General features: G+C 65.0%; 15 protein-coding genes and 1 pseudogene. 10 read left to right on the top strand and 6 right to left on the bottom strand.

Features of this window, described 5'->3' with window-relative positions; genetic code table 11:
- The first annotated feature begins 158 nt into the window (after positions 1-158).
- Positions 159-1,832 (top strand): electron transfer flavoprotein-ubiquinone oxidoreductase, encoded by a 1,674-nt coding sequence (locus tag AWB75_RS13365; RefSeq protein ID WP_061124560.1) that lies wholly within the window; start codon positions 159-161, stop codon positions 1,830-1,832.
- Between the two features lie 41 nt (positions 1,833-1,873).
- Here AWB75_RS13365 and aroC read toward each other — a convergent pair whose 3' ends face one another.
- From aroC to AWB75_RS13350, 3 genes are all read right to left on the bottom strand, one after another.
- Positions 1,874-2,980 carry a chorismate synthase gene (gene aroC, locus AWB75_RS13360; RefSeq protein ID WP_061124559.1) on the bottom strand — a complete coding sequence of 369 codons (1,107 nt, stop codon included), beginning with the start codon at positions 2,978-2,980 and terminating at the stop codon, positions 1,874-1,876.
- A 54-nt stretch (positions 2,981-3,034) separates the two neighbouring features.
- Positions 3,035-4,975, bottom strand: coding sequence for an MFS transporter (locus AWB75_RS13355; protein ID WP_061124558.1), 1,941 nt, complete (start codon positions 4,973-4,975; stop codon positions 3,035-3,037).
- A 204-nt stretch (positions 4,976-5,179) separates the two neighbouring features.
- Positions 5,180-5,632: a CBS domain-containing protein gene (locus tag AWB75_RS13350; RefSeq protein WP_061124557.1), complete on the bottom strand. Its 453-nt coding sequence runs from the start codon at positions 5,630-5,632 to the stop codon at positions 5,180-5,182.
- 251 nt (positions 5,633-5,883) lie between these two features.
- Here AWB75_RS13350 and AWB75_RS13345 point away from each other — a divergent pair, with 251 nt between their 5' ends.
- The 3 genes from AWB75_RS13345 (at position 5,884) to AWB75_RS13335 (ending at position 8,534) form a co-directional block, all read left to right on the top strand.
- The gene (locus AWB75_RS13345; protein WP_061124723.1) at positions 5,884-7,221 is read left to right on the top strand and encodes an O-acetylhomoserine aminocarboxypropyltransferase; all 1,338 of its coding nucleotides are present in this window, start codon (positions 5,884-5,886) and stop codon (positions 7,219-7,221) included.
- Positions 7,218-8,060, top strand: coding sequence for an alpha/beta fold hydrolase (locus AWB75_RS13340; protein WP_061124556.1), 843 nt, complete (start codon positions 7,218-7,220; stop codon positions 8,058-8,060). Before AWB75_RS13345 ends, AWB75_RS13340 begins: the two co-directional genes overlap by 4 nt.
- A 153-nt stretch (positions 8,061-8,213) precedes the next feature.
- Entirely contained in the window at positions 8,214-8,534 is a 321-nt protein-coding gene (locus AWB75_RS13335; RefSeq protein WP_061124555.1) for an Mpo1-like protein, read from the top strand.
- Between the two features lie 18 nt (positions 8,535-8,552).
- Here AWB75_RS13335 and AWB75_RS13330 read toward each other — a convergent pair whose 3' ends face one another.
- The gene (locus tag AWB75_RS13330) at positions 8,553-9,860 is read right to left on the bottom strand and encodes a YihY family inner membrane protein (RefSeq protein ID WP_061124722.1); all 1,308 of its coding nucleotides are present in this window, start codon (positions 9,858-9,860) and stop codon (positions 8,553-8,555) included.
- Between the two features lie 96 nt (positions 9,861-9,956).
- On the opposite strand from AWB75_RS13330, the gene wrbA reads away from it, so the two are divergent.
- From wrbA to AWB75_RS13305, 5 genes and pseudogenes are all read left to right on the top strand, one after another.
- Positions 9,957-10,577 carry an NAD(P)H:quinone oxidoreductase gene (gene wrbA, locus AWB75_RS13325; RefSeq protein ID WP_061124554.1) on the top strand — a complete coding sequence of 207 codons (621 nt, stop codon included), beginning with the start codon at positions 9,957-9,959 and terminating at the stop codon, positions 10,575-10,577.
- Entirely contained in the window at positions 10,574-10,969 is a 396-nt protein-coding gene (locus AWB75_RS13320) for a DUF2069 domain-containing protein (protein ID WP_061124553.1), read from the top strand. Before wrbA ends, AWB75_RS13320 begins: the two co-directional genes overlap by 4 nt.
- A gap of 160 nt (positions 10,970-11,129) precedes the next feature.
- Positions 11,130-12,584 (top strand): FAD-binding oxidoreductase, encoded by a 1,455-nt coding sequence (locus AWB75_RS13315; protein ID WP_061124552.1) that lies wholly within the window; start codon positions 11,130-11,132, stop codon positions 12,582-12,584.
- Positions 12,581-13,384 (top strand): metallophosphoesterase, encoded by an 804-nt coding sequence (locus AWB75_RS13310; protein WP_061124551.1) that lies wholly within the window; start codon positions 12,581-12,583, stop codon positions 13,382-13,384. The genes AWB75_RS13315 and AWB75_RS13310 overlap by 4 nt, the downstream gene beginning before the upstream one ends.
- A 49-nt stretch (positions 13,385-13,433) precedes the next feature.
- Positions 13,434-14,143 (top strand): annotated as a pseudogene (locus tag AWB75_RS13305) (SOS response-associated peptidase).
- Here the strand turns inward: AWB75_RS13305 and AWB75_RS13300 are convergent.
- Both AWB75_RS13300 and AWB75_RS13295 read right to left on the bottom strand, forming a co-directional pair.
- Positions 14,144-14,332, bottom strand: a complete 189-nt coding sequence (locus tag AWB75_RS13300) for a hypothetical protein (RefSeq protein ID WP_061124550.1) — start codon at positions 14,330-14,332, stop codon at positions 14,144-14,146.
- Between the two features lie 121 nt (positions 14,333-14,453).
- Complete coding sequence (locus AWB75_RS13295) at positions 14,454-15,392, bottom strand: LysR family transcriptional regulator (RefSeq protein ID WP_061124549.1); 939 nt, start codon at positions 15,390-15,392, stop codon at positions 14,454-14,456.
- Between the two features lie 228 nt (positions 15,393-15,620).
- Here AWB75_RS13295 and AWB75_RS13290 point away from each other — a divergent pair, with 228 nt between their 5' ends.
- Positions 15,621-17,075 carry an efflux transporter outer membrane subunit gene (locus tag AWB75_RS13290; RefSeq protein ID WP_235012087.1) on the top strand — a complete coding sequence of 485 codons (1,455 nt, stop codon included), beginning with the start codon at positions 15,621-15,623 and terminating at the stop codon, positions 17,073-17,075.
- Position 17,076 lies beyond the last annotated feature (1 nt).

Raw genomic sequence — 17,076 nt, 5'->3', positions numbered from 1 at the left:
GTGGCTTTGGCGGGCTGCTAGTGTCGACACCGATAGCGCGGATGCCGCGAATAATAGTACGATCGTGCGAAATAGACGGGCTTCGGTTGCAGCCCGCCTGACCTTCCCTGACAATACGCGATCCCGAAAGGGCATTCTAACGGCACATAGGAGCATTGATGACCCCGGCGAGCCTCATCGAGCAATACGGTCCCCGCGAATCGATGGAATACGACGTCGTCATCGTCGGCGGCGGACCAGCCGGTTTGTCGGCGGCCATCCGGTTGAAGCAACTGGCGGAGGAGAAAGGCGTCGAGATCGGCGTGTGCGTGCTGGAAAAAGGCTCCGAAATCGGCGCGCATATTCTCTCCGGCGCGGTGATGGACCCGCGCGGCCTGTCCGAGCTCCTTCCCGACTGGAAGGAAAAAGGCGCGCCGCTCGACGTCGAAGTGACCGAAGACCGCTTCCTGTTTCTGTCGCAGGACGGCGCGAAGCAGGTGCCGAACTGGCTGCTTCCCGACAACTTCAAGAATCACGGCAACTACGTCATCTCGCTCGCCAATGTCACGCGCTGGCTCGGGCAGCAGGCTGAAGCGCTCGGCGTCGAGATTTTCCCAGGCTTTCCAGCCGCCGAAGTGCTGTACGGCGACGATGGCGCGGTGCGCGGCGTCGTCACCGGAAACATGGGCGTCGGCAAGGATGGCGAGCCCACCGAGAATTTCCAGCTCGGCATGGAGCTGCACGCGAAGTACACGCTTTTCTGCGAAGGCGCGCGCGGGCATCTCGGGCGTCAGCTCATCGCGAAGTTCAACCTCAATCAGAACGCCGATCCGCAGGTCTACGGCATCGGCATCAAGGAATTGTGGGAAATCGATCCGGCCAAGCACAAGCCGGGTCTCGTGATCCACACCGCCGGCTGGCCGCTCGAGCCCGACACCTACGGCGGCTCGTTCCTCTATCACATGGACAACAACCAGGTGGTAGTGGGCTTCGTCGTCGGGCTGGGATATTCGAATCCGTATCTGTCGCCGTTCGAGGAATTCCAGCGCTACAAGACGCATCCGTCGATCCGGCCGTTCCTCGAAGGCGGCAAGCGCATTTCCTACGGCGCGCGCGCGATCACCGCAGGCGGCCTGATGTCGCTGCCAAAGCTCGCGTTCCCGGGCGGCGCGCTTGCGGGCGACGACGCGGGTTTCCTGAACGCATCGCGCATCAAGGGCAGCCACGCGGCGATCAAGTCCGGGAAGATGGCGGCCGAAGCCGCGTTCGATGCGGTGCAGGCGGGCCGTCAGAACGACGAGCTCGCGGCCTACCCCGAAGCGTTCGATACGTCCTGGCTCAAGACCGAATTGCATCGCGCGCGCAACTTCAAGCAGTGGATGAGCAAGGGCCTGTACCTCGGCACCTTCATGGTCGGCCTGGAGCAGAAAGTGATGGGCGGCAACGTACCCTGGACGCTGCATCATCAGCACTGGGATCACGAGATGCTGAGACCGGCCTCTCAGTGCAAGCCGATCGTCTATCCGAAGCCCGATGGCAAGCTCACGTTCGACCGTCTCTCGTCGGTGTTCATCTCGAACACGAATCACGAGGAGAATCAGCCGGCGCACCTGACGCTGAAAGATCCGAGCGTGCCGGTCAACGTGAATCTGCGCACGTATGCGGGACCGGAAGGCCGCTATTGCCCCGCCGCGGTGTATGAGTTCGTCAAGTCCGACGACGGCAGCGAGCGCCTGCAAATCAACGCGCAGAACTGCGTGCACTGCAAGACCTGCGACATCAAGGACCCGACGCAGAACATCGTTTGGGTCACGCCGGAAGGCGGCGGCGGGCCGAACTATCCGAACATGTAAGGTCTGAAAAAAACAGAGGGCGCCGAAATCGGCGCCCTTTTTTACTTCGACGGCATTTGCGCCGCGATCTTCGGCGTACCGACGATGACATCGCCGCATTGCGCCCGATGACGCAGCGCGTGGTCCATCAACACCAGCGCGAGCAGCGCTTCCGCGATCGGCGTCGCGCGGATGCCGACGCACGGATCGTGACGGCCGAACGTTTCGACGGTAGCGGCAGCGCCTTCCTGATCGATCGACTGGCGCGGCGTGCGGATGCTGGACGTCGGCTTGATCGCGATCGACACGCGGATGTCCTGCCCGCTCGAAATGCCGCCGAGAATGCCGCCCGCGTTGTTGGTCGCGAAGCCTTCGGGCGTCATCTCGTCGCCGTGCTGCGAGCCGCGCTGCGCGACACTCGCGAACCCCGCGCCGATCTCGACGGCTTTCACCGCGTTGAGTCCCATCATCGCGTGGGCGATGTCGGCATCCAGACGGTCGTAAAGCGGCTCGCCCAAACCGACCGGCACGCCCGTCGCCACGACTTCGATGCGTGCGCCGACCGAATCGCCGTCGCGGCGCAGGTTGTCCATGTATTCCTCGAGTTGCGGAACGACGTCCGCATTCGGCGAGAAGAACGGATTCTCCTGCACGTGCCGCCAATCGACGAACGGAATGCCGATCTCGCCCAAAGCGCTCATGCAGCCGCGCGTCTCGAGCCCGAACTTCTCGCGCAGCCACTTCTTCGCGACCGCGCCCGCGGCAACCGTCGGCGCCGTCAGCCGCGCCGACGAACGGCCGCCGCCGCGATAATCGCGCACGCCGTACTTCTGCCAGTAGGTGTAGTCCGCGTGACCGGGACGAAACGTCTGCGCGATGTTGCCGTAGTCCTTGCTGCGCTGATCGGTGTTGCGGATCAGGAGCGCGATGGGCGTGCCCGTCGTCACGCCTTCGAACACGCCGGAGAGAATCTCGACCTGATCGGCTTCCTGACGCTGCGTGACGTGCCGCGACGTGCCGGGGCGGCGGCGATCGAGCTCGATCTGGATATCGGCTTGCGAGAGCGCCATGCCCGGCGGGCAGCCGTCGATCACGCAGCCGATCGCCGGTCCATGCGATTCGCCGAAGTTCGTGACGGTGAAGAGCGTGCCAAGGGTATTGCCGGACATGAGCGTCGACCTGAAAAAAAGTGTCGGGGGAAACCGCTATTATGCCAGCGCCATCTACCGCCGCGCGCCGCGCAAGGCCGACACGACTTCCTGCAAATGCGCGGGCGTCGCGTCTTCCGGCGCGATCGGCTCGCCGACCGCGAGCGTGAGGCGCGTCATCGCGCCGCGATGAATCGGGCGCGGCCACTGCGCGTCTTCGTGGCGCGAGAACACGCTGCCCCAGAGCCCACGCAGCGCCATCGGCACGACGGGCGCCGCATGGCGCTTCAGAATCTCCGAGATGCCGCGCCTGAACGGGTTCATCTCGCCGTCGCGCGTCAGTTTGCCTTCGGGAAAGATGCAGACGAGATCGCCTTCATCCAGCGCCTTCGCGCATTCCTCATAGGCGCGTTCGAGCATATGCGCGTCCTCGTGCGCGGGCGCGATCGGAATCGCCTTCACGCGACGGAACAGGCGTCCGAGCACCGGCGTGCGGAAGATCCGGTGATCCATCACGAAGCGGATTGGCCGCGGGCTCTCGGCCATGATGACGACCGCATCGACGAAGCTCACGTGATTGCACACGAGCACCGCCGGGCCGTGCGCCGGAATGCGCCCGGCATCGACGAGACGGATGCGATAAAACGTATGCACCAGCATCCAGGCGATGAAGCGAAGCAAAAACTCCGGCACGAGCGAATAGATATACACGGCGACCACGACGTTGAGCAGCGCTGTCGTCAGGAAAAGCCCCGGAATGCCGACGCCGATCGACGTGAGCGCCAGCGCCATTAGCGCAGAGACGATCATGAAGAACGAGTTGAGGATGTTGTTCGCCGCGATAATGCGCGCGCGATGCGTAGGCTGACTGCGCGCCTGGATCAACGCGTAGAGCGGCACGCTGTAGAAGCCGCCGAACATCGCGAGCAGGAACAGGTCCGCGAGAATGCGCCAGTGCGTCCACACTCGCAGGAATTCCGGCACGCCGAGCAGATGTCCCGCCGGCGCGATGCCATGACTCGCGAAGAACAGATCGATCGCGAACACGCTGATGCCGATGGAACCGAGCGGCACGAGCCCGATCTCGACGCGGCGCTTCGAGAGCCGCTCGCACAACAGCGATCCGGTGCCGATGCCGATGGAAAACGTCGCAAGCAGGACCGTCACGACATCGGGATTGGCGGACAGCACGTCCTTCGCGAAATTGAAGAACGACGTCAGAAAGGTCGCGCCGACGAACCACAGCCAAGAGATGCCGAGCAGACTCAGAAACACGGTGCGATCCTGCTTCGCCAGCTTCAGATTGCGCCACGTCTCCGAGACCGGATTCCAGTTGATGCGCAGGTCCCGCTGCGGCGCCTCCGACTTCGGCACGAATGCCGACGCAACGCGCCCGATCACGGCGAACGCGAGGCATGCGGCCGCGAGCAGCATCGCGCCGTGGTCGGACGCGCCCGCCGCCGCCCCGCCGATGATCGTCCCGATCAGAATCGCGACGAACGTGCCCATTTCGACGAGCCCGTTGCCGCCAACCAGCTCATGCGAATCGAGATGCTGCGGCAGGTATGCGTATTTCACCGGCCCGAACACGGTCGAATGCACGCCCATCAGGAAAGTGCATGCGTAGAGCAGCGGCGCGCTGTGCAGAACGAAGCCGGCGCCGCCGATCAGCATCACGACGATCTCGAAGCTCTTGACGAGGCGGGCGAGCACGGCCTTGTCGTATTTGTCGGCGATCTGGCCGGACGTCGCGGAAAAGAGCACGAACGGCACGATGAAGATCGCGGAGATGAGAAACGCGGCGGTCTTCGGATCGACGCCGGAAAAGCGCGCGGCCTGGAACGTCACCAGCGACGTGAATCCGACCTTGAACACGTTGTCGTTCATCGCGCCGAGAAACTGCGTCCAGAAGAACGGCGCGAAACGGCGCTCGCGCAGCAGGCGGAACTGGCTTTCGCCTTCGGTCGAAGAACGTCGGGAAGTGCGCGACGCGGCGCGCAACGGTTTGTCACTCATGTCTTGCGGAATAGTGAACTCCGGCGTTGATCGCATGCGCGACGCGACCGAATCCGGATGAAACGAAAACCGGGCCGCCGGATGAAATCGCACCCTTAGGCCAGACGAAAAAAAACGCGCCATCGGCGCGCTTCGGATGATGAACTTTGCGCATGGTATCGGCAATGCCGCGAAGCGCGGGACTTCGCGGCACGTCAATGATTCTCAACGCGCTTCTTCCTGCTGCTCGGGCCAGTCGCGGATATACGCCTTCAGCATGCGATTCTCGAAGCCCTGCTCTTCCACGACCGCCTTCGCCACGTCGTAGAACGAGATGACGCCCATCAGCTGGCGTTTTTCCATGACCGGGAGATAGCGCACGTGATGTTCGAGCATCATGCGGCGCACTTCGTTGACGTCGGTTTCCGGCGTGCACGTGAGCGGATGGTCGTCCATGATCTTGCGAATCGTGGTCGTGCCGACGGCGCCGCCGTTGTTATGCAGGACGAGGATGATCTCGCGGAAGGTCAGCATGCCGACCAGATCGCCGTATTCCATCACCACGAGCGAGCCGATGTCGTGCGCCGCCATCGTGTCGACTGCGTCGGAGAGCGGCGTATCGGGTGTCACGGTAAACAGCGTGTTGCCCTTTACTTTCAGAATGTCGCTGACTCGCATGACTGTCTCCTCGCGAAATGCCGGTGCGGATGCCCAAACGTTGATGAAACGATGAGTCGATGCTATCGGAAAGGCCCGCAAAAGGAAAGCTGGGCGCGCCTCGGGAACGCCCGCGCTGGCCGAACGGACAAGGCTTTGCACGATTCGCGGCCGCGCGTTCGCCCTAGGTTTGGGCGCGCGCATCCGATGTTACGATGATTGACCCTCATTTCGCCGCATGCCGGCGCCGTTACACGCGCCGGCCGCTCATGATGCCAGCCAATCGTTTCGACACGCTCGCGCTGCACGCGGGCGCCGCGCCCGATCCCGCCACCGGCGCCCGCGCGACGCCGATTTATCAGACCACCTCGTTCACCTTCCGCGACTCCGATCACGCCGCCGCGCTCTTCAACATGGAGCGCTCGGGGCATGTCTATTCGCGCATCTCGAACCCGACCGTCGCGGTGTTCGAAGAACGCGTGGCCGCCCTCGAAGGCGGCGTCGGCGCGATCGGCACGGCGAGCGGACAGGCCGCGCTGCATCTGGCCATCGCCACGCTGATGGGCGCGGGCTCGCATGTGGTCGCGTCGAGCGCGCTCTACGGCGGCTCGCACAATCTGCTGCATTACACGCTGCGGCGCTTCGGCATCGAGACGACTTTCGTGCCGCCGCACGATCTCGACGCGTGGCGCGCGGCCGCGCGGCCCGACACGCGGCTCTTGTTCGGCGAAACGCTCGGTAATCCCGGGCTCGACGTGCTCGATATCGCGGGCGTCGCGGGGTTCGCGCACGAGCGCGGCGTGCCGCTGCTGGTCGATTCCACGTTCACGACGCCGTATCTGCTGCGACCGTTCGAGCATGGCGCGGATCTCGTCTATCACTCCGCGACGAAGTTTCTCGGCGGACACGGGACCACGATCGGCGGCGTGCTCGTCGATGGCGGCACGTTCGACTTCGCGGCAAGCGGACGCTTTCCCGAGTTCACCGAGCCGTACGAGGGCTTTCACGGCATGGTGTTCGCCGAAGAGAGCACCGTCGCGCCGTTCCTGTTGCGCGCCCGGCGTGAAGGCCTGCGCGATTTCGGCGCGTGTCTGCATCCGCAGGCGGCGTGGCAACTGCTTCAAGGCATCGAGACCTTGCCGCTGCGCATGGATCGGCATGTCGCGAATACGCGCAAGGTGATCGAGTTCCTGCTGAAATCGCCGGCGGTCGAGGGCGTAGCCTATCCCGAATTGCCGACGCATCGCGATCACGCGCTCGCGGCGCGTCTCTTGCCACGCGGCGCGGGCGCGGTGTTCAGCTTCGATATCAAGGGCGGCGTGCCCGCGGCGCGGAAGTTCATCGAAACGCTCACGCTCTTCTCGCATCTCGCGAACGTCGGCGACGCGCGTTCTCTCGTGATCCATCCCGCCTCGACGACGCACTTTCGCATGGACGCCGCCGCGCTCGCGGCCGCGGGCATCGGGCCGGGATGCATCCGCCTGTCGATCGGCCTCGAAGACCCGGACGATCTCATCGACGATCTCAAGCGCGGACTGAAAGCCGCGCAGAAAGCCGCCGAAAGCGCTCCGGACGCAAGCGCGCCCGCGCCGCTCGGGAGCCGCGCATGAACGTCGATACGAACGGCCGCGCCGCCTACGCCTATACCGGCGGCAAACCTTTCAACGCCGCACGCCCCGCCGTCGTGTTCATTCACGGCGCGGAGCACGATCACAGCGTGTGGGCGTTGCAGACGCGCTATTTCGCGCATCACGGCTTCGGCGTGCTCGCGCTCGATCTGCCGGGCCACGGGCGCAGCGACGGGCCGGCGCTCGCCACCATCGGCGCGCTCGCCGACTGGGTGATCGGCGTGCTGGACGCGGCGGGCGTGCAAAGGGCGCTCTTCGTCGGCCACAGCATGGGCTCGCTGATCGCGCACGACGCCGCCGCGCGCCATCCCGCGCGCGCGATGGGCCTCGCGCTCCTCGCGACCGCCGCGCCGATGCACGTCTCCGACACGCTGCTCGACGCCGCCCGCGAGCACGAGCCCGGAGCGATCGACATGGTCAATCAGTGGTCGCATTCGACGATCGCCGCGAAGCCGTCGAGCCCCGCGCCGGGTTTCTGGCTGCACGGCGTGAATCAGCGGCTGATGGAGCGCGTGAGCCTGCGCGGCGAGGCGCTGCTGTTCCATACCGATTTCAGCGCCTGCAACGCCTACGCCGATGCGCTCGAACGCGCGGCCGCCGTGCGCTGTCCCGTGTGCGTCGTGAGCGGCAAGCGCGACGTGATGACGCCGCCGCGCGCCGCGCGCCCGCTCGTGGACGCGTTCAGGCAGACGGGCGCTTCCGTGCAAACGGTGGAACTGGACGCCGGCCACGCGCTGATGTCCGAACAGCCCGACGCGACGCTCGACGCGCTTTTCGCGTTCGCGCTCGACTGCGCCAGAGCGCAGGCAAAAACCGGTTGACGCCGCCTGTGCGGCGGGCCGCGCAACCTCGCGGCGCCCGCTTGCACGCCGCGCATGACGGCCGCAGAATGAATCTTGCTGGCGCAATCGTCGGACAGGCGCGGGAGCGCCCGCATGACACCAGCAGGCATCAGGCATCATCAGGAGGCCGTGATGGCGCACACCGCACACGGTGAACATTTCGCGAATTTCGCCGAGTTCTATCCCTATTACCTCGAGGAACATCGCAATCTGATGTCACGCAGGCTGCACTTCGTCGGCTCGCTCGGCGTGATCGGCTGCCTCGCGATGGCGATCGCCACTGGCGACTGGCTCTGGCTGCCCGCGGCCATCGTTTGCGGCTACGGCTTCGCGTGGATCGGCCATTTCTTCTTCGAAAAGAATCGCCCGGCGACGTTTCGCCATCCCATCTACAGCCTGATGGGCGACTGGGTGATGTTCAAGGACATCTGCATCGGCAAGATTTCGCTTTGATCCCGCGCCTGCTTCGATCTACGCGGGCTGCTCCGGCATCGACGAGCGCGGCACTTCGCGCATGCGCGCGCTCGTGAGCGCCGATGCCCGCGCGGCGATCAGCGAGCCGAGCGTGATGTCCAGCTTCTCGTTCTCGAGCGCGTTCATGAGCGCGCTGCAATCCACCTGCGCCGCATCGAGCTTCAACTGGTACTCCAGCTCCGCGCCGTCGATCACGAACTGCTCGAAGAGCATCGTCACCGTGATCTGATTCGGATTGGCGATCAGCACGTAGCGCGGCTGGCGCGAATCCTCCAGCCGTCCGATCCAGCCGAGCGCATCGAGCCGCGCGATCAGGCGCGTGGACGTATCCAGATCGCAGCGCGAAAGCGTGGCAAGCTGCAGCGCCGTGTAGCCGGGCTTGCCCTCTTCCCGCGACTCGACGAGCCGCGCGAGGATTTCGAGCGCGTCGAGCAGATCGCTGCCGGGAAAATCGCGCCGATGATACTGCCCCGTGCGGATCGCGGGCAGCGCGGACGTGACCATCGCGCCGACGAGCGCGATCATCCAGCAGAGATAGACCCACAACAGGAAAACCGGCAGCGCGGCGAATGCGCCGTACACGGCGGTATAGGTGGGAATGCGCCGCACGTAAGAGCCGAAGCCGCGCTTGCCCAGTTCGAACGCAATGGCCGCGATGATCCCGCCGACGATCGCATCGCGCCACTCGACCTTGCAGTTCGGCATGTAGACGTAAATCATCGTGAACGCGAGCGCGGTGAGCGGCAGCGATACGCCGGTCAGCGCCCACTCGACGATCGGCGGCATCAGATTGTGCGAGCCCGCGAACGCGACCGAATGCGCGAACACATACGAGGAGATCGACAAGCTGCAGCCGAAGAGAATCGGCCCGAGCGTGATGATCGACCAGTAGACGAGCACGCGCTGCGCGATCGGCCGCGCCTTCTTCACGCGCCAGATGACGTTGAACGCCGACTCGACCGTCATCATCGTCATGACGGACGTCACGAAGAGAATGATCATGCCGACGGTCGTGAGCCCCTTCGCCTTCGATGCGAACTGGTTCAGATACTTGAAGATCTGGTCGTTGATCTGCGGCGGCATAAGGTGCACGGCGAGGAAATCCTGCAGCGACGCCTGAAACGAGCCGAAGATCGGAAACGCGGTAAAGAGCGCGAACGCGACGGTTGCGAGCGGCACGAGCGACAACACGCTCGTGAACGTGAGACTGCCCGCCACTTGCGCGACGCGGTCCTCGCCGATGCGCCGCGCGACGAAACCCGCGAGACGCCTGACCGCTGCGAGATCGATGGAAAGATGCTGCAAACGCTTCTCCCGTCGTGGCGGCGCTTGCATCTGAAGCCGCGCCGCGCCACGAAAAATCACCTGATACCTATAATAGCCGTTCACTAAAAAAGCCTTATGAACGACATCCTCGTGCTTTACTACAGCCGCCACGGCGCGACCCGCGAGCTTGCGCTCGCGATCGCCCAGGGCGTCGACAGCGTTCCCGGCATGCAGGCGCGCGTGCGCACGGTGCCGCCCGTCTCGACCGTTTGCGAAGCCACGCAGCCCGACATTCCCGCCGACGGCCCGCCTTACGCGGAGCTGCGCGATCTCGAAGAATGCGCGGGTCTCGCACTCGGCTCACCGACGCGTTTCGGCAACATGGCCGCACCGCTCAAATATTTCCTCGACGGCACCACGCCGCAGTGGCTGTCCGGCGCGCTCGCCGGCAAGCCCGCGAGCGTCTTCACGTCGACCGGCAGCCTGCACGGCGGCCAGGAAAGCACGCTGCTTTCGATGATGCTGCCGCTTCTGCATCACGGCATGATGATCGTCGGCATCCCGTACACCGAATCGCGGCTCACGACGACGCAAAGCGGCGGCACACCCTACGGCGCATCGCATCACGCGCGCGCGGGCGGCGACGAGCATCAGCGCCACGGCATCTCCGCCGACGAGAAAGCGCTCGCCGTCGCACTCGGCGCGCGGCTCGCCCGCACCGCGCTCGATCTCGTGCGCGGCGCCCGCTCGGCATGAGTTCGCCCGCCCCGGAATCGCGGCCGAAGTCCGCCTTCGCATTGGGCGCGCTCGCGAGTCTCAGCGCGCTCATCGCGCTTACGATCCTTTGGGAACTGTGGCTCGCTCCGCTGCGACCCGGCGCGTGGGCGCTCGCGCTGAAGGCGCTGCCGCTCGCGTGCGCGCTGCCGGGCGTCGCGCGCAGGAGCCTCTACACGCTCCAGTGGGCGTCGATGCTCGTTCTGCTCTATCTCGCCGAAGGCGTCGTGCGCGGCATGACCGATGCGGGTCTGTCCGCGTCGCTTGCCTGGCTCGAAGCGCTGCTTTCGCTTGCATTCTTCGTCTGCGCGCTCGCCTATGTCGCGCCGTTCAAACGGGCGGCCCGCATGGACGCGCGTGCGAAAAAAAGCTAGTCCGTTCGCTTTTTCCGCGACGATACCGCCGGGACGTGAAGCTTTTTAGCATGAATCGGCGGCCAACGCGCGTGCCTATGCCATTCGGACGAGGGTCGCGCGTCGCTTCCCTGCGCGATACTGTGAACTACGCTCCACTCTAATTCTTGCTCATCTCCTCATGACCGCTTCTCAAGCTTTCATCGCCGCCTGCACCGATGTCCTCGGCGCGCCGCACGTCCTCACCAGCGCGGTCGACACCGAGCCGTATCGCGTCGACTGGCGCAAGCGCTATCGCGGCAATGCGTGCGCCGTGCTGCTGCCATCGGATGCGCAGCAAGTGGCCGCGCTCGTCAGGCTTGCGCGCGAATATCGCGTCGCGATCGTGCCGCAGGGCGGCAACACCGGACTCGCCGGCGGCGCGACGCCCGATCAGAGCGGCGCGCAGGCCGTCATCAGCCTGAAGCGGCTCAATCGGATTCGCGGCATCGATCCGCACAACAACACGATCACCGTCGAAGCGGGCGTCGTGCTCGCCGAGATTCAGGCGCGCGCCGAAAGCGCACAACGCCTCTTTCCGCTCAGCCTTGCGGCGGAAGGAAGCTGCACGATCGGCGGCAACCTGTCGACGAACGCGGGCGGCACCGGCGTGCTCCGCTACGGCAACACGCGGGAGCTGTGTCTCGGGCTCGAAGTCGTCACACCGCAAGGCGAAATCTGGGACGGCCTGCGCGGTCTGCGCAAGGACAACACCGGCTACGATCTGCGCGACCTTTTCATCGGCGCGGAAGGCACGCTCGGCATCATCACCGCGGCCGTGATGAAGCTGCATCCCGCGCCCGTCGCGAAAGTCACGGCGCTCGCCGGGCTCGCGTCGCCGCACGCCGCGCTCGATTTCCTTTCGCTGGCGCAGCATCACGCGGGCGCGCTTTTGACCGGCTTCGAGCTGATGTCCGATTTCTCGATGCGCCTCGTCGGGCGGCACTTTCCGCAACTGCGCTATCCGTTCGGCGAGCCGCACTCACAGACGGTGCTGCTCGAACTCTCCGACAGCGAAAGCGAAGCGCACGCGCGCGCCCTTTTCGAACGGTTGATGGAAGAAGCGCTGGAAAAAGGCATCGTCGAGGACGCGGTCGTCGCGGAAAGTCTTGCGCAGTCGCAGGCGTTCTGGGACTTGCGCGAGCACATTCCGCTCGCGCAGGCCGAGGAAGGGTTGAACATCAAGCATGACATCGCCGTGCCCATTTCGAGCATCGGCCGCTTCATCGACGAAACCGATGCGATCATCGCGAAGGCCGTGCCCGGCGTGCGCATGGTGACTTTCGGCCATCTGGGCGACGGCAATCTGCACTACAACGTGCAGGCGCCCGAAGGCGCCGACCAGAAGCAGTTCCTCGACGCGTATCAGACCCCGGTCAATGCGCTCGTGTACGACCAGGTGCACAGGCATCGCGGCAGCATCAGCGCGGAGCACGGCCTCGGCCAGTTGAAGGTCGATGAAGCGATGCACTACAAATCGCCGGTCGAAGTGCGGCTCATGCAGGCGATCAAGGCCGCGCTCGATCCGGACAACCTGATGAACCCCGGCAAGGTCGTGCGCGCGAGCACCGCGCCCGGCGAGGAGAAGATCGCATGAAAATTCGCGTGCTGTCGGACCTGCATCTCGAATGCGACGAGCCGCTGGCGATTCCCTATGCCGAGGCCGATCTCGTCGTGCTGGCGGGCGACATTCACAACCACGCCGAAGGGCTGCGCTGGGCGGCGGAAAATTTCGATTCCGATGTGCCCGTCATCTACGTGCCCGGCAATCACGAATATTACGACGCCGAGTTCGGCGCGATGGAAGCGGCGATGCAGGACGCCGCGCGCAGTGTCGACAACGTGCACTATCTGAACAACGCGTCGCTGGTCGACCGGCGCGGCGCGTGGCGCGTGCTCGGCACGACGCTCTGGACCGACTTCGCGCTGTTCGGCGCGGGTGCGAACGAGATCGAAGCAGCGAAGGAAGCGTGCACGAAAGTCATGCTCGACTACAAAGGCCTGATTCAGCTCGCATGGCCCGAGCCCGATGGCGAGCACCGCGAGTTCGCTCCCGACGATTCCCTCGCGCTGCACGAACAGGCGCGCGCGTGGCTCGAAGGCGAGCTCGCGAAGCCCTTCGCAGGCGAGACCATCGTCGTCACGCATCATGCGCCGATGCGCGAGAGCCTGGCGCCCCGCTATGCGGAAGATCTCGTGTCGGCGGGCTTCGTCAATCATCTGCCGACACTTGCGCGCGCGCCCGCATCGCTATGGATTCACGGGCATACGCATACGTCGTTCGATTACGTCATCGGGGGCACGCGCGTCGTTTGCAATCCGCGCGGATACTTCAGCCGTCGCGCGCAGCAATGGGAGAATCCCGACTTCGCGTGGGACAAGGTCGTCGAAATATAAGCGTCGAAGAAAGAAGCACGAACCGTGTTGGACTTTGCGGAGGAACGCCATGTGCGGCCGAATCAGCCAGTACCGACTGCCGATGCATTACGCGCAACGCCTGCATCTGAAGAATCCGTTCGTGCTCGTGGATGCCGCCGACAGGCGTCCCGGCTATAACCTTTCGCCCGGCACGCATCCGCTCGCCGTCTATCCCGACGAAACGATTCGCGCCGTGCATTGGGGTTATTGCCCGCCGTGGGCCATTCAGAAGAAGTTGCCGCAGACGATCAACGCACGCGTCGAGACTGCGTCGACGAGCGCGTATTTCAAGCATTTGTGGAAGAAGGCGCGCATTCTCGTGCCCGCTGACGGCTGGTTCGAATGGCGCATCGAGCCGCGCCCCGGTGATCCCGCGGCGAAGCCGTTCAAGCAGCCCTACTTCATTCAGCGCGCGGACGGCGGCCGATGTATCTCGCCGCGCTCACCAGCATCCTGCGCGATGAAGACGCCGCGGCGCCTGGCGCTGGCTTCGTCATCGTGACGGCCGCCGCCGACGAGGGTCTCGTCGATGTGCACGACCGCCGCCCGCTGGTGTTTGCGCCGGCCGTCGCGCGGCGCTGGCTCGATCCCGCCGCATCATCGGATGACCTCGCCGGGCTCGTCAAAGCCGATGGCGTGCCGGCGTCGCATTTCGTCTGGCATCGCGTTTCATCGGACGTGAATCGCGCGACCAACGACGAGCCGCGTCTCATCGAACCGCTCGAAACCCTGCTCTGATCAGCGATCGTACGGATCGCGATTGCGTCGCATGCGCGCGTCGCGCTCGTCGTCGATCCGAACCGGCACGAGACGGCGCTTCGCATCGCGTTCCGACTGGGCGCGCATGGCGTTGAAAAGATCGCGCGACGCCGGAATGGCGATCAGCACCAGAAGCGCGGCGAGTGCGAGGAGAAGTGGCGTACCCATTTGACTTGTCCCGGTGAAAGTTGCAATTGAACAGTGCCGAAAGTATCAAGCTGCGGACAAACAGTGAGTAAGCAAGTGTTGCACCGCGCTTTTTTTCGTAACGAACGAATTCGCGCCGTTCTCAAGTGACGACGAATTCCTTCAGCGATTCGGCATCCGCGGCGAGCGTTTCCGGCAGCGCGTCGCGCAGGAACTCGACCCACGTGCGGATCTTCGCATCGAGATACTGGCGCGACGGGTACAGCGCGTAGACGTTCAGCTCCTGCATCGTGTATTGCGGCAGCACGCGCGCGAGCGTCCCCGCGCGCAAGCCCGGCAGCGCTGACGAAGTCGGCAGCACGCCGATGCCCATGCTTTCGCGGATCGCCGCGACCATCGCCTCGGCAACATTGACGGTGAACGTCGACGGACCGAGGCTCACCGTCTCCTGACCGTTGGGGCCGTCGAAGACCCAGCGGTCCGGGGGAAACACCGGTGTCATCAGATGCAGACACGTGTGGCGTACGAGGTCGGACAGCACGTGCGGCGCGCCGTGTTTCTCGATATAAGGCGGCGACGCGCACGCGATGCTGAACGCCGTCCCGAGCCGCGCCGACACGAGCCCGGAATCGGGCAGATCGGACGCGAGCACGACCGACACGTCGTAGCCTTCGTCGAGCAGGTCCGGCACGCGCTGCGCGAGCGTCAGCTCGACCTGCACCGCCGGATGACGCTGCTGATAGCGCGAGATCATCGGCACGATGTAGTGCTGGCCGAAACTCGTCATCGAATGGACCTTGAGCTTGCCGGACGGACGCGCGTGGGCGTCGCCCGCCTCGGCTTCCGCCTGATCGACATAGGCGAGGATCTGCTCGCAGCGTTGCAGATAACGCTCGCCCGCTTCGGTGAGCGCGATGCGCCGCGTCGTGCGATTGAGCAGGCGCGCGCGCAGATGCGCTTCGAGATCCGACACGGCCCGCGAGGCATAAGCCGTCGTCGTATTGAGATGCTGCGCGGCCGCCGTGAAGCTGCCCGCTTCGACGACTCGCACGAATACGCGCATGTTTTGGAGCGTGTCCATGCCGCTTTCCCGACTTCAAGAACTGTTCGTGCTTCCAATTGTTGCACGATCGGCAACAACGATTATCACAGCGACCGTAAAAATGCTTTGCATTCTTGCGGGTTATTCGACAATCTCCGCAAAAATATAATCGCTCCCTTGAGTCTAGTTCAAATTCGGGAGTGAATCGTGCGAGGGCGACTGTTCAGTAAGACTGCATCAGCCGCGGTTCTTACAACAATCTTGATCATGGCCGGGTGCGCGAGCACGGGCAAGGTCGCGCCGCAGGATTCGCTCAAGGATGCGTCCGCGCTCGATGCCGGCAGTGCGATTCGCGCCGCCAATGCCGACGCCCAGTGGCCCGACGAGCAATGGTGGCGCGCCTATCGCGACCCGCAGCTAGATCAGTGGATCGCGCGTGCAACCAACGGCAGCCCGACGCTCGCGATGGCTGCGGCGCGCGTGCGCGAGGCGCAGCAACAGGCGGGCGTTGCGCGCTCGGACCTGTTGCCGCACGTCGACGGCGCGATGAGCGTGACGCGCAAAAACTGGCCGAATAACGATTTCTACGGCCCCGGCCCCTTCGCCGACACGACGACCTGGGACAACACCGCCGGCCTCACGCTTTCCTACAACCTCGATCTCTGGCATCGCGACGACAACAATGCCGAGCGCGCGCTCGATGTCGCCCACGTGCGCGCCGCCGATGCGCGCGCCGCGCAACTCGAACTCGAGACGAACGTCGTGCGCGCGTATATCGGCTTTTCGCAGTCGTTCGCGCTGCTCGATATCGCCGAGGATACGCTCGCGCAGCAGGAGCGCATCGCGGATCTCGCGCGGCGGCGCCTGAAAGGCGGCATCGGCACGCAGCTCGAACTGAGCCAGGCCGAAACGCCTTTGCCGGAATACGAGCGTCAGGTCGACGTCTACAAGGAAGACATTCAGCTCGCCCGTCATCGGTTGGCCGCGCTCGCGGGCGAAGGCCCCGGTGCGGGCGAGGCGCTCACGCGTCCCGCGCTGTCGCTCGCGACGCCGCTGCCGCTGCCCTCCGCGCTGCCGGCCGAGCTGGTTGGCCATCGGCCGGATATCGTGGCCGCGCGCTGGATGGTCGCGGCGCAGGCACGCGGGATCGATGTCGCCAAGGCGGGCTTCTATCCGAACATCAATCTCGCGGCGTCGCTGACGCAGGCTTTCGCGGGCGGCGCGCTGCTCAGCTTCCTGACGCGCGACGCATCGGGCTACAGCTTCGGCCCCGCGATCTCGCTGCCGATTTTCGAAGGCGGACGCCTGCGCGCGCAACTCGGCGCGGCGTCGGCGCAATACGATCAGGCCGTCGATCACTACAACGCGACGCTCGTCGCGGCGCTGAAAGACATCGCCGATCAGGTCGTGCGCGTGCATTCGCTCGACACGCAGCTCGAAGCGTCGGGCCGCTCGGTCGCCGCCGCGCGCAAGAATTACGATCTCGCGAACGAAGGCTACAAGCGCGGCCTCACCGATTATCTGAACGTGCTCGTCGCTCAAACGCAGTTGCTGAAGGCGCAGGACGGCCAGGCGCGCGTGCGGGCGCAGCGGCTCGCCTCGTACGCCACGCTCACGTCGGCGCTCGGCGGCGGTCTCGACGATCCGTCGAACGGGCCGGAACAGACCGCGCTTGCGCCGTCGAAGCACATCGGGCCGTTCGCGAAAGCGAAGCGAGACTGAG

Origin of the sequence: Caballeronia catudaia, assembly GCF_001544755.2 — a bacterium.
Taxonomy (GTDB): Bacteria; Pseudomonadota; Gammaproteobacteria; order Burkholderiales; family Burkholderiaceae; genus Caballeronia; species Caballeronia catudaia.
Note: the sequence above shows the minus strand (reverse complement) of the source record. Positions and strands in the feature narration are given on the sequence as shown.